Source organism: Candidatus Cloacimonas sp. (assembly GCA_039680785.1).
Taxonomy (GTDB): domain Bacteria; phylum Cloacimonadota; class Cloacimonadia; order Cloacimonadales; family Cloacimonadaceae; genus Cloacimonas.
Window position 1 is genome coordinate 40,800 of sequence record JBDKSF010000095.1, and the last position, 13,697, is coordinate 54,496.

Genomic DNA, 13,697 nt, shown 5'->3' on the forward strand with positions numbered 1-13,697 from the left:
AATGAAAAAAGTAATCTGCATCGTTGATGACGAAGAAGAACTGGTAGAAAACCTAAAAATTGAACTGGAACATTTAAAACCCGAGTGGAATATTATCACTTTCAACGAAGGAATGCAGGCAATTCAAGAAATCGTGAAAGGGACTGTGGATATAGTAGTTACAGATATTGCTATGCCCGATATGGATGGCTATGAACTATTTTGGAGAATTAAGGACTACGATGCAAATATTCCAGTGATTATGATGACCGGCTTTGGATACGACCCCAATCATGTTTTGGTGCGCGCCAAAGTTGACGGTTTGAAAGATGTTCTCTATAAGCCCTTTGAAACGGAAAAACTGGTGGAACTAATTGAATCCCACTTAAAATGAATGGATGCCAATAAAATAATCCAAAATCATCTCCTAAAACGCTCTTTTCTCTCTTATGCACTTTATCCGGCAGGCATTCTTTATGGTTTTGGGCAGAAAATATGCCGAACTTATTATCAGAAAAGAGGTTATCATCCACAATGCAAGATTATCAGCATTGGTAATATCATTAGTGGTGGTTCAGGTAAAACACCCCTTACGATTGCGCTGGCTAACTTGTTGATAAATAGTGGATTAAAAGTTGGTATCTCACACCGCGGTTATAAAAGTGCTTTTGAAAATAACCCCCATATCATTAACCCTGATTTTAGCTTGCTATATGATGTTCAGGAAACAGGTGACGAAGCATATTTGATTGCTTCCTCCCTACAAAATGTTCCGGTGGTGGTAGGCAAAAAAAGAGAATCTGCCGTTAAATTGCTTTTAGACCAATATCCTTATTTGGATGTGATTATTTTGGACGATGCTCTTCAACATCACTATATTTATAGAGACCTGAATATTATCAGTTTTGACGATACTTTGGGCATAGGTAATGGTTTTGTGATTCCCGCGGGGTATTTAAGAGAGCCCCTTTCCAATATCCCTCAAAATAGTTTAATCGTAATTAACCGCAAAAATAAAGCACAGACAGAATCCCTTTGGTTGCAAAAACTTAACCGGTTGAGAATACCAATTTACCATAGTTCTAATACGCCAAAATGTTTTTTGGATATTACCGGAAATGTTTATCCGCTCGATTATGTTAAAGAGAAACGCATTGTGCTTGTTTCCGGAATTGCCAATCCAGCTTCCTTTGCAGAATCCATCAATTCTTTGGGACTATCTTATGTAAAGCACTATGCCTTTAATGATCACTGTGATTTTAAACAGCCATCCCTAACGAAAAACATCCTGGAACTGAACCCGGATTATATTATCTGCACCCAAAAAGATATTATGAAACTGGCTAAATATGACTCCTTGCAAAATCGCTTGCTTGCATTAAAACTGGAATATAGCTTTGCACAGGAAAAGGAATTTCTTAACCAGGTGCTACATTTTGTGAGATAGTAGATATTGTAATCGGAGCTCGCTGAAGCTCCGCTTTTTTTCTCGTAAAGAAATGGGGCTTTTCAGCTACCCTATTTTTTCTTGGGCTTTATGCCAAAGATCTGACTTTTAATCCATTGCCAATTATAGGTAATATGAAAAATAGCCAAAATAACAAAGATAAAGCCGCATATTTCATGCAGTTCTTTGAAGCCATAGGCATCATAATTAAAAAAACCTGAAATTTTGTAGGTAAGCATTGCTGCAAAAGCAGTAAAGATCACGATAAACATAATCGGATTCAATATTTTTAGCTTTTTATTATTCATTTCACGCTCCTTTTTCTGATATAATAATCGAAATTCCCTTTTAGGCAAATTATCTTTACAGGATCGGCTTGGAACATAGCGAGAAAATGGAACAACATTAGCATTTGTCTCTTGTGTAAAGAAGAAACTGCTGATCGGGTCTTCCCCACTGCCTTACTGGGATTTTAAAATAGTTGAAATTGAGCTGCTGCTGCTATGGCTGCTGTTTCCGCCCTAAGTATCTGATTGGATAAAGAAACTGAGATAATATGCTGCTGATTGAAAAAAGAAAATTCTGCCTCACTAAATCCGCCTTCCGGACCTATTATAAAACAGGGTTTAATATTCCTGGTCAAATCGGATATTCTGTTTAGAGGTCTTTGTTCCGAACATAATACAGGTGTCCAGGTTTCTGCGATTATCCTAAAAAAACCGTCTTGCAAGGAAAGAGGACTATTAATTGAAGGTAGCCAAGGATTATCACACTGTTTAATTGCCGCTAAGGCAATTTGCTTAAAACGGTTAACAGAATTTTGCGAAGGCATTCTAACGCTATAATCGGTTAATAAAGGATAAAAGGTAGTAACTCCCAATTCTGAACACTTTTCAATCAATAATGCATCATTCCTGTTTTTCAGAGGGGCGAAGGCAATGGCAAAAGGTCTTTCTGGGAAAGGGAATTTATCCATCTTGAGTATTTCAATGTCAGCGGAGTTTTTAAGAATCTTTGTTAGTTTTCCTTCTGCAATTAATCCTGAACCGCTATTCAGTTTGACTGTTTCTCCCAAGGTCGTTCTTCGCACCTTAATCAGGTGATGAAATTCATCACCTTCGATGGTTATGAACTTGTGCTCTCCGCTTAAATTCGGAATATAGATGGATGGCATAATTTTAGCTAAAGTAACTCTTCAATTTGGAAAGAAAACTTTTCCCCGGTTTTAGGTCTCTTTTTTTGTCGAATTCTTTTAACTTGGCATAGACATCAGCTTCGTCCCGGGAAATTTTGGTAGGCGTAACAACAATAATTCTTACGATTTGATCGCCGCGAGTATAACTATTGTGGCTTTGAATCCCCTGCCCTTTTAAACGGAAAGAACTTCCGCTTTGAGTTCCAGCAGGTATTTTCATTTTTACAGAACCGCTTAAAGTAGGAACAATGATTTCATCCCCCAAAACTGCTTGGGAAATCGTTATCGGATAAGTTAAAATAATGTTATTCCCTTCTCTTTCAAAAAGATCATCCTGTTTTTCATGAATTAAAACCAGGATATCTCCCCTACTGCCACCCCGGGGACCAACATTTCCCTGACCTCTTAAACGGATATATTGCCCTTCCGATACCCCAGAAGGTATTTTAACCTTTATTTCTTTAACGCTACCAATGCGTCCTTCCCCATAACATTTGGTGCATTTGTTTTTTATGATTCTGCCTTCACCCTGACAGGATGGGCATTCGGAAATTGTCTGCATCCGTCCGAAAAGTGACTGTCGAATTTGACGAACTTGCCCGGTTCCTTTACAATTGGGACAAACTTCAGTTTGACCCTCTGCACTTCCAGTTCCACCGCATTTTTCACAAGGTTCTTTAATGCCGATTTTGATGGTTTTCTCAGCTCCCTTTGCAATATCTTGCAAAGATAAAGATAATTCTATTTGCAGGTCTTCTCCTCTATTAGGGCTGCCAGAACTGCGCTGAGTTCGTCCTCCAAAACCACCTCCAAAGAGTGTTTCAAAAATGCTGCCAAATCCGTCTCCGAAAATATCATTCAGGTCACTACGATGCATAAATTCATCCCATGAGAAGCCGGTTCCTCCAAATTGATTTTCCAATCCAGAATGACCATATTGATCGTAAATTTGCCTCTTATCCTTATCCGACAGCACTTCATACGCTTCACTTGCTTCTTTAAATTTCTCTTCTGCCTCTTTGTTATCCGGATTTTTATCAGGATGATATTGCATTGCCAATTTACGATATGCCTTTTTTATGGTTGCTTCGTCAGCATTCTTTTCCACACCCAGAATTTCGTAATAATCTCTTTTTGCCATCTATTTTTTCCTCTCATCGATTTCACAGATATAATTCAATGATACTTTATTAGTTCAATATTTTTCTTTTTCCCTTGTTCAACAGAGCTGAACTCGCTACTTAAATTTATCTGGATTAGACGGATTTAAGCGGACTTATACCTGTGTCCATCCGCAAAATCCGTCCAATCCTGGTTCTATTTATTTATCGTCAACAACCTCAAAATCCGCATCTATGGGTCCTTCTTGCTTAGGGGTATCTTCTTGAGGACCTTGCTGAGTAAAATTCTCCTGATCAAAACCACTTGTATCAGAATTAGCTCCTTCGCCACCAGCACTTTGCTGTTGTTGCATATGGGCATAGATTACTTCACCCAAATGTTGTGCTTTTTTGGCAAGGTTTTCTTTTATGCTGTTCAATTCTGTTGCGTCAGTGGCTTTTTCCATTCTATCCTTAGCATTTTTGATTTCTTCTTCCAGTTCACTTCTTTCACTACCAGAGAGTTTATCGCCATATTCACTTAAGCTCTTTTCTGTGCTAAAGATCAAGGAATCCAGTTCATTTTTGGCAGCTACGAATTCTTGGCGTTTTTTATCTTCATCCGAATGCAGTTCCGCATCTCTGATCATTCTATCTATATCTTCCTTGCTAATGCTTCCCGCGCGGTCAATCTTTATGGATTGTTCTTTGCCGGTTCCTTTGTCTTGAGCGGATACATGTAAGATACCATTGGCATCAATATCAAAGGTTACTTCAATTTGAGGAATTCCTCTGGGGGCAGATGGAATGCCAACTAAGTCAAAACGCCCTAAGGATTTATTATCAGCAGCCATCGGTCTTTCACCCTGTAAAACATGGATGGTGACTGCCGTTTGATTATCAGCCGCTGTTGAAAATATTTGGCTCTTCTTAGTTGGAATGGTTGTATTGCGTTCAATCAACTTGGTCATCACTCCCCCTAAAGTTTCGATACCCAAAGAAAGCGGAGTAACATCCAAAAGAAGAACATCGTTCACATCTTTGTCACCAGAAAGGATTGCACCTTGAATGGAAGCCCCAATGGCAACTACTTCATCTGGATTCAAACTGCGATTGGGCACTTTACCAAAGAACTTTTCCACTGCTTCTTGAACGGCAGGAATACGAGTACTGCCACCAACCAAAAGAACTTCTTTTATATCGTTCAGCGAAATTTTGGCATCTTCTATCGCTCTTTTACAGGGGCCTAAAGATCTCTCAATTAAATCAGCAGTTAAACGATTAAATTCTGCCCTACTTAAATCAAGATTGATGTGCTTAGGACCTGTTGCATCAGCCGTAATAAAAGGCAGATTGATATTGGTGGTCAATGTCCCGGAGAGTTCGATTTTAGCTTTTTCAGCTGCTTCGCGCAATCTTTGCATTGCCATTGGGTCTCTGGACAAATCCATCCCTTCCTGCTTTTTAAATTGTTCCAGAATCCAATCGATAATCCGTTTATCAATATCATCACCGCCTAAGTGAGTGTCGCCATTGGTGGACATAACTTCCACGACACCATCCGAAATATCCAGAATGCTGATATCAAAAGTTCCGCCACCTAAGTCATAAACGGCTACTTTTTGTTCCTTCTTGTTTTCCATACCGTAAGCAAGCGCAGCTGCAGTTGGCTCATTGATTATTCTTTTTACATCCAATCCAGCAATGCGTCCGGCATCTTTAGTTGCCTGACGCTGAGCATCATTGAAATAGGCAGGAACAGTGATTACCGCTTCTGTAACTTTCTGCCCAAGGTATGTTTCAGCAGTTTCTTTCATTTTAGTAAGAATCATAGCGGAGATTTCTTGCGGCGTAAAATCTTTGTTTTCCATATCAATATGAACCGCTGCCTGATTTTTAACGCCACGGATAACCTTAAAAGGCACCTGCTTGATTTCTTCCGTTACTTCGTCGTAACCTCTTCCCATAAATCGTTTTATGGAGAAGACAGTATTTTGGGGATTGGTTATTGCCTGGCGTTTTGCCAATTGGCCTACCAAGCGTTGACCATCCTTTGTAAAACCAACTACCGAAGGAGTTGTTCTGCTTCCTTCCGCATTAGTTATAACTACCGGTTTGCCGCCTTCGACAACGGCAACACAGGAATTAGTTGTTCCGAGATCAATTCCTATTATTTTTCCCATTTTTCCTCCTGGGATTCATTATTTATTTTTGTTCGCTGCAAAGCTTTGAAAAGCAATAGCAACAAAATTTATTCTTCATCTTGAGATTCACTGTTTATTTTTGAACCTTTGGAAACAGCCACACGAACGGGACGCAACACTTTATCGTGCATTGTATATCCATTCTGGATAATAGCGGCGACGGTATTTTCTTCCTGCTCACTTGGAATATGGGCTAATGCCTCATGAAATTCCGGATTAAAAGGTTCTCCCAAAGCTTCAATTTTCTTCACGCCTTCTTTTTCCAGGGCTTTCCTAAGCTGCTGTTCAATCATCAACACTCCTTTTCCGAAAGGAGTGGATTTTTCTTCATTAGTTCCTTGCAAAATAGCTCGTTCAAAATTATCCAGGACATCGCAGATCTCCGAAGCGAATTTCTGGGTTGCTAAGCGTATCCAATCCGCCTTTTCAGAAATTGTCCGTTTCCGGAAATTCTCAAATTCTGCCATACAACGCAGATATTTATCTTTCCACTCTGCTACTTCTTTTTCCAGTTCAGTAGTTTTATCGGTTTTCTCTGTTTCTTCTTTTACTATTTTTTCTGCGTCCGTTTCCTGTTCTTGTAGCGTCTTTTTATTCATTCCTATTCTCCTGAGGCACGATCATTCCGCGCCTTGTTGTATTTGTTATCGTTTTGGCTACATCCCTGATAAGAGGGATCAGTTTACGATATTCTGTTCTGATGGGTGCCAGCACTCCCAAAAAACCGGGTATGCCAAAAACCTCATATTTAGAGTATATTAGGGCAAAATCCAACCAATTGTTAATGGCAAAATCCTCACCCAATACTACATTCGTTTCTTTATCACCTTGATATTTACGCATCGTATTCAGCAGAAAATCCTGGCTTTGTAATAACCCCATAAACTTCAGAATATTCTCTTTTAAATCAAATTCTTTCTGCTCCAGAAAGTTAATGCTTCCATCGTATTGAATAAAGAAATCACTTATTTCCATAAATGCTTTGTGCAATTCTGTTAAAAACCAGCTAATCAATCCGTTATCCGCATTTTCTTGCATCTCTAACAATACCCGATTGGCAATGTCATAAATTTGCAAGCCAACCAATTCATCATTCAAATAACGCACCAGTTTCTTCAGTTGTGCTTCCGTTATTTCATTCTGACATTTTAAAATAACGGTTTTATCCAACCCAGAATCCAAGCTCATCACGAAAATCAACTTATTCTCACCTATAGAAAATACATCCAATTTTGCCAAATAACCACTGGAGACCTCCGGCTCGGCAACAAAAGACAGCTGATCTGTTTCTTTTGCCAAATTTTGCATTATATAATGCAATGCCTTGGGTGTATCTTTATAGTTCCGAACCAAAAGCTCTCTCAATATATCCATTCCGTCATATCTCGTCTTGGCAATTTCCGGTTCTATCAGTTTCAGGTATTCTCTGTAGCCCTTTATAGTAGGGATCCTGCCTGCAGAAGTATGCGGTTGGGAAATCAGATTCATTTCTTCCAGTTTCAGCAAGTCCAAACGCAAAGTAGCCGATGATACATCACCGAGATACTTTTCGTTCAGTATCCTGGAAGACACTGGTTCGCAACTGATTATGTATTCATCTACCAGCGCTTTAAGGGTCTCGTTTAAGCGTAGTTGATTCTTTTTCATCGTCTCCACCATATATATTCTTAGCAGTCCATAGTATGAACTGCTAATCTAAAGACAATTTAATCAACTTTGGAAAATTGTCAATCGAAAAGTGAGAGTGCTAAAAAAATTTTTTGCTATAAACCCTCACTGAAAACTTCAAATTTAATCACCAAAACTTCAAATCGTGGAAATTAGGTCACAACTGGAGTATCCGAGGATGGTATTTTTTATCACCATTTCTTCAAACTTTTATCACAGAAACTTCAAATGAAATTCCCAAAAAATGTGGGAGACACTAAGTGGTGTTCCCATATATCGGAGGGCATTATATGTAGTGCCTGTAGGATGTATTCCTTGTGAGCAAGGGCTGTATTTCTGTTAATGAAGATACTTGCAGTTTCCTTATCGTATTGAGTGGAAAGGACTTGACTACCTTTGCGAGGGGTGCATAGTAGCGCCCACAAATCAACAGTCAGGTAACCGAGAAGGAGTTCAAAATGACCAGGCAAAACAAAAATCGCAAAGGACAGACAACGCTGGAGGAGATGGTTCAATCAGGCAGTCAACTTATCCTGATGCATGACGATGGGGTTTCAGCTGCAGAGCTTCTTGTCTAACCATTTGTTCTTTGATGCTTTCCAGTAGCTTGGCTTCCATCGTATCTCCTTGCGTGTAGTATTGGATACTATATCAGAGCAAGGAAGCCACTCCCCTGTATTAACGCAAATACAGATGCATAAGGATGAGACAAAAAAAGACAAAAAGTTCTTGACATAGATATGGGCATAGAATAGCATTAAATTGTAGTCATGGTAAGGGAGTTCAATTATTACAAATTGTTCTTTGGTTAGTAATGATGTAGCATCACATAACAATGAGGCAGTAAGATCACAGAATGGAGGATCAGATGAAAGTGATAAAGGTGGTGGCATTGGCATTGCTCCAATGTATAACTGTGTTTATGTTATCTGCACAACAGCCTAACGTTGTGATTACTTTAGATAACTCATTTCCAATCCCATACCCTTATGATGAGGTGATCAAACTCCCGAATGGTGATTTGCAATTTTATAAAATAAATACTGATGTCGGTATTATCCAAGTGACTGGTTTTCAATATCATTTGCAGACTAATGCCATTACAGATGTAGTGCAAATTGGCAATGTTACAGGAATCCAGGGGGAATGCCAGTATGGACTCATGACTCAAAGATTTGGGAAATTCTATAGTGTTTATCAGTATCCAGATAGTTACAACCCTCAGGGATTAGTATTGCTCAGACTAGATGCCAATAACTTGTTGTACAGAATCATTGATGATCTGGGATTTGGTGCTGGATTTAGTGCTTTGTTTCAAACAGAGATTGTAGCTGAAGATACTTTCATTTTTGCCCTGGAGGACAGTCTTATTTATTACGATTTTACGAGCGATACAAGTCAAACGCTTCTGGATGGAGATGTATATCAATGCACTCCAGAACAGGATAAGAGAGTATATGCCATGCCAGATGGTCATTTTATGTATGTTAAGGACTCTATGATGGGATATGACACTGTCCCTGAAACATGGATCATATATGACTCTCAAGGGATTTATCAATTTACTGAAACAGTAACAGATCCATGGTTTGGCGAAAGTACTATTGGAGTGTCATTTAATCATGATTTCAACTTTGTAAATGAGAGATTCTATATCCCTAATCCCGGTATAACAGATGATGAAGCATATTTAGAGTGTCATTTTCCTTCACCCGACTCTTTGCATTATTACGTTATTCCAGCCCCAGGGTCACTAAACGAGAGCGATGCCAGATTTGTTAGGTTTGGCGATGATAGAATTCTTAGGTCATATTATGATTATCTTGAAGACCAGACATATCTGTATATGAACTTCAGCCCGCTGGAATCTAATCCGGTGTCAAGCGATTGGTCTTGCTTCGGCCATCTAAGGCCTAAGATCAATGGCATAAATGATAACATCGTAGTAATCTCGGTGAGGTTGGTGGAATCTATTTATCTCAGTGCTTTATGCACACTAGATTTTCCTGTCACACATACATTTACTTTTCCCGCTCCTCATGTGTATATCCCATCAACGAGCATGTCTTTCGCCTATGATGACAAGCTGTATTTCATAGACAATAATAGAATATTTACATTTAATGTTGAGTTGTCAGTTTCAAATGTTGATGAAACCGCAACTCCCCCCGCACTCACTCTATCGGTATATCCCAATCCTGTAAACGTGAAGGATGTTATTAAATTCAAAGCTTCGATAAAACATCCTATGGAATTGGATATTTATAACATTAGAGGCCAGAGAGTGAGTACGGTAAAACTGGACTCTGACGGCTGCGCTCAGTGGGACTTACATAATCATAACGGTGAAGCTCTAAGTGCAGGTGTATATATTGCTAAATTTCGCAATCATAAAGGGATTAAACCCGTTAGATTCATAGCAATACACTAAGAAGGAGGTTATCATGAAGTACATCATGATATTGAGCATGTGCATGCAGTCAGTTGTTTTACTTAACGGGGTTTCTGAGAAATTCAGCTCTGGCTCAATAGTAATTGAGTTTCCTAATAGCCTTAACCCCAAAATTCAAGATGGTGTCGTTATTACTGGAAACGCAGCTGTTGATTCCCTTAACACTGTATTAGGTGCAATTGATTACAAGTATTATGATTTATCCCAAATAATGCAGTAGTATCCCAACTTTAAAAGAAAAGTGTTGCATATATTCGCCTTTAGTAATGATTAGAAATCGAAAAAAAACAAACAAGAAAAGGAGAAAAATATGCAACACAAACTATCGAAAAAGAAGCACAAAAAGGATCAAGTAAAAATTGAGTTTAGCCCCAAATTGATAACTTCATGGGGTGGAACTGCGACGATATTCTCGTGATTCTTCGATAAGATAGGATTCAGGGAATTGGTTGAGAAGATATATCCGGTTCAGGAAACTTCCAATAACTTAACTGGCGTGTATTCCAAACTCATATCACTATTCATATCCGTTCTAAACGGTGGTACCAAGTTTTCTCAAATCTATTATATGAAGAATGGAAGCAAGATAATTGAGTGCTGTTTTAGGGTAGATCGTTTAGTCAAGTCATCCACTGGTATAGCCAGATACTGGAACAAGTACAATTGCAGGTCTCTAACTGAAACTCTTTTGCAAAATATAAGCCAGTACTTCTTGCGTCCTGTGCTTGAAGATGCCAAGATTGAAAAGGACACATTGCGTTTTGATTCCACTGTTATCACCCGTTATGGAAAGCAGGAAGGGGGCTAAAAAAGGATACAATCCCACCAAGCGAGGTCGATTTGATGTTTGGGGTGAGGATTTATAGTGATTGCTGATGGTGTTGCTAACTGCAGATTATTATCGGGGCTATGCCGATTTGATCTACTGTTTGATCAACTTACCACTCTTTGAGTAGTCTTCCCCTTTAATCCTATAAAAATACAGTCCAGTAGGGCAGGATTGGCCCATTGAATCCCGTCCATCCCATATATTGTGGTGGGATTGGTGCACCAATTGTCCTTTCAAGTTGTATATACGCAGTTCGTTGATGGGGGATTTGGTACCAGATACGTGGAATTCACAGCTCTGGGAAAAGGGATTGGGGCTAGTCAGAATACTTACGCAGACCGGAGTATATTCGGAGTCATCCGTAGCAGAACTGTTGTGGAAGACTATGGGGATTTCCAGCCAGGCATTATCGAAGACCAGACGGATAGTGCTTTCAATGATGTCGCGGGTGGGTACCAGATTAGTAATGCTAAAGACTATTGACCCATAGGCTTCGATGGTAGCAATGCCAGGAGCGGGAGATATCTGCCACTCAGCGGCATTCAATTCAGTGCCTACCTGCAGATCGACCAATTGCATGGTCAAGGCGCTGAGGTTCACTACTTCAAGTTGCTGACTGCCTCCGGAGACGATTTCCAGAGCATCGGGCACACCAATCATAGTGATGGCAGGTTGCAGATCAATCACTGCTCCCTCAACCACGGTAAGATTGTAGGGAACGCCTTCCGGGAGAGAATACCATCCGTTGTATTGGCCGCCCCAACCGAAATTGAGGTGATACATGCCCTCGTTGTAGCCATCTACGACTACATTGTGTCCGGCATCTTCTGCAGGAGTCACCATTGCCAGCAGAAGAGGAATGCCTTCTTCAATGTTCTGGATCATCCTGGTGTATAGTTGGGGATGTTCCGGTCCCAAAAGCTCAACATTGGGGAAACCGAATCTCTGGAAAGCGGCATAAGCCTGATTCACAGAAAGAGTTCCGGAAACCTGGGATGAATAAATCTGCTTACAAGCGGTTCCACAAGCAAAGACCAAGGCAGCCTGAAGCTCTGAAGAGGGAAGCTCATCGTGATTGAAAGCGGTCTGTACTTGATCCAGATAGGCGTTCAATTCCGGGAAAGGGGGAAAATCCATTGTTTCGAAGTCATCATCGATGGTATAGTTCCTTCCGGAAAAAGCGTGGTAATAATCATCACTATCGTCAAAGCGGGTGTTATTCATGCTTTGGAGATGGTTTACTATCTGAGCCATTGCGACAGCGGGACAGCCCGCTACGCTGCGGGAATTGGATATGGGATCAAGCGGGCACATGGCGTTCCAGGGAGCGGTCTGATTCCAATTTGTATTCAGTAAATAGTCGTTTACAAGCATTATGGAACGAGGGCTACTTTCAGCTCGTTGCCATGCATCTGTACAAGAAACATCATTCAATTGCAAGCGTTGGCTAAGGTCAGCTTTCAGGATTGTGCGCAGAGGATTGTCGGTGTTCCGAAAGCCGAAATCGGAATCCACGGAGTATGCAACGAGAGGAGGAAGCGTATCATGGGCGGAGATTACCATGTATCCAGTAGGTTTCAAAGCATATATATAGGCGAGATCAGTCTGTTCCAAACGCAAGACTTCAAGTTCCGAAATACAGTGTGATCCAGATTGCAGGCTCAAGATGGAATTTGCCAATGCCTTTGCTCTGGGTTCGCTTATAGTATTTGCACTCAGCAGGAAGGCAGAAAGGGCAATTAGGAGACATAAGAACTTTTTCATAAGGTCCTCTTTATATTATCTTGTTTGGCTCAATGATTTTGCGCAATTCTGTGGGAGAGGGGATATTGTCAAGGATTGATCTGCGCTTTGCTATAGTGAAGGATATTATTGTGTTGAAGAAACTGCACACTATATTGAGGTAAGCTTTCTTTGATCCTGATACACAGATGCTTAGATTCGCGGGTTACGATCTGGTAGAGCACAAAAAACCCGGAATGAAACCGAGTATCATGAAAGTTTGGTTAAGCTAAGAGGATTCGAACCCCTGGCCTAATGATTGCGAACTATTCGCTCTACCAACTGAGCTATAGCCCCACATTTTAAGCGTAAATCCCAGTAAAAGCATTTTTTGTCAATAGAACTCTGCTATTGGCATTCCCATATTTTTTTTTACAGGAGCCTTATTTTCATTTGATGTTGGTCGATACGTTCTGCTAAGCTAAGTTTCCGTTTATACTGGACAATAAATTTAATGCATTCTGAAAGTACTTCAGCTATTCTGTAGTATATAAATTCTTTAGGCCTAGATAAATCTTCTTTTTTATAGTTTATTATTTTAGGGAATCCAACGGCGAATTGGGCAATATACTTTTTAGACATATAGATGAAAAACAATGCTAATGTCATAAGAGCATTAAGATTTTTCATACCTTGATAGCTACCCAATCTCATGGCTTCCCATTTCATACTTTGCTTCATTTGACGATGAACTTCTTCAATTGCCCAACGCTTTTTGTAAACAGCTATTGCTTTTGCAACCAGCTCCAAATCAAGCATATCCTGGCTTGCAAAATCGCATAATAGATAAAAATCATTTCTCGTTTTAAAACCTTTTCTAAAGATACGCGATACAACCAAACTAATCTCTACTGTATTTGATTTTTTACTGGGATGGTCATCGGTTCTGACATTGATTCTTCTGGTGGCGCAGTGAAATACTTCATTTGCTTTGAGTCCAGGCAATTCATACTTGAACTCCATTTCGTTTACGATTTTATTGAAATTGATTTCTTCTAATCCTTCTTTAACAGCTCGATCACCCTTGCCACGAATGACAAA

The 13,697-nt window shown here is 39.8% G+C and carries 13 protein-coding genes; 5 read left to right on the forward strand and 8 right to left on the reverse strand.

Annotated elements, in window-relative coordinates; genetic code table 11:
- Position 1 precedes the first annotated feature (1 nt).
- Positions 2–373 carry a response regulator gene (locus ABFC98_06840; protein ID MEN6445745.1) on the forward strand — a complete coding sequence of 124 codons (372 nt, stop codon included), beginning with the start codon at positions 2–4 and terminating at the stop codon, positions 371–373.
- A complete protein-coding gene (gene lpxK, locus ABFC98_06845) occupies positions 374–1,426 on the forward strand; it encodes a tetraacyldisaccharide 4'-kinase (GenBank protein MEN6445746.1) in 1,053 nt (350 codons plus the stop codon).
- A 71-nt stretch (positions 1,427–1,497) separates the two neighbouring features.
- Here lpxK and ABFC98_06850 read toward each other — a convergent pair whose 3' ends face one another.
- The 6 genes from ABFC98_06850 to hrcA form a co-directional block, all read right to left on the reverse strand.
- Positions 1,498–1,734: a DUF4405 domain-containing protein gene (locus tag ABFC98_06850; protein ID MEN6445747.1), complete on the reverse strand. Its 237-nt coding sequence runs from the start codon at positions 1,732–1,734 to the stop codon at positions 1,498–1,500.
- A gap of 164 nt (positions 1,735–1,898) precedes the next feature.
- The gene (locus ABFC98_06855; protein ID MEN6445748.1) at positions 1,899–2,600 is read right to left on the reverse strand and encodes an RsmE family RNA methyltransferase; all 702 of its coding nucleotides are present in this window, start codon (positions 2,598–2,600) and stop codon (positions 1,899–1,901) included.
- A 4-nt stretch (positions 2,601–2,604) separates the two neighbouring features.
- Positions 2,605–3,762, reverse strand: coding sequence for a molecular chaperone DnaJ (gene dnaJ, locus ABFC98_06860; GenBank protein MEN6445749.1), 1,158 nt, complete (start codon positions 3,760–3,762; stop codon positions 2,605–2,607).
- A gap of 180 nt (positions 3,763–3,942) precedes the next feature.
- Positions 3,943–5,904, reverse strand: coding sequence for a molecular chaperone DnaK (dnaK, locus tag ABFC98_06865; GenBank protein ID MEN6445750.1), 1,962 nt, complete (start codon positions 5,902–5,904; stop codon positions 3,943–3,945).
- Positions 5,905–5,972: 68 nt separating this feature from the next.
- Positions 5,973–6,524: a nucleotide exchange factor GrpE gene (gene grpE / locus ABFC98_06870; protein MEN6445751.1), complete on the reverse strand. Its 552-nt coding sequence runs from the start codon at positions 6,522–6,524 to the stop codon at positions 5,973–5,975.
- A complete protein-coding gene (hrcA, locus tag ABFC98_06875; protein MEN6445752.1) occupies positions 6,517–7,572 on the reverse strand; it encodes a heat-inducible transcriptional repressor HrcA in 1,056 nt (351 codons plus the stop codon). The genes grpE and hrcA overlap by 8 nt, the downstream gene beginning before the upstream one ends.
- A gap of 889 nt (positions 7,573–8,461) precedes the next feature.
- Between hrcA and ABFC98_06880 the strand changes: the two genes are divergently transcribed.
- The 3 genes from ABFC98_06880 to ABFC98_06890 all read left to right on the forward strand — a co-directional run bounded on the left by ABFC98_06880 (position 8,462) and on the right by ABFC98_06890 (position 10,853).
- The gene (locus ABFC98_06880) at positions 8,462–10,024 is read left to right on the forward strand and encodes a T9SS type A sorting domain-containing protein (protein ID MEN6445753.1); all 1,563 of its coding nucleotides are present in this window, start codon (positions 8,462–8,464) and stop codon (positions 10,022–10,024) included.
- A gap of 13 nt (positions 10,025–10,037) precedes the next feature.
- Entirely contained in the window at positions 10,038–10,265 is a 228-nt protein-coding gene (locus tag ABFC98_06885) for a hypothetical protein (protein ID MEN6445754.1), read from the forward strand.
- A 225-nt stretch (positions 10,266–10,490) separates the two neighbouring features.
- Positions 10,491–10,853 carry a hypothetical protein gene (locus tag ABFC98_06890; GenBank protein MEN6445755.1) on the forward strand — a complete coding sequence of 121 codons (363 nt, stop codon included), beginning with the start codon at positions 10,491–10,493 and terminating at the stop codon, positions 10,851–10,853.
- Positions 10,854–10,967: 114 nt separating this feature from the next.
- Here ABFC98_06890 and ABFC98_06895 read toward each other — a convergent pair whose 3' ends face one another.
- Together ABFC98_06895 and ABFC98_06900 are read right to left on the reverse strand one after the other, a co-directional pair.
- On the reverse strand, positions 10,968–12,638 hold the full coding sequence (locus ABFC98_06895) for a C10 family peptidase (protein ID MEN6445756.1): 1,671 nt from the start codon (positions 12,636–12,638) through the stop codon (positions 10,968–10,970).
- Between the two features lie 390 nt (positions 12,639–13,028).
- Positions 13,029–13,697 (reverse strand): transposase (locus ABFC98_06900; protein ID MEN6445757.1); only part of this gene is annotated, 669 nt, incomplete at its 5' end.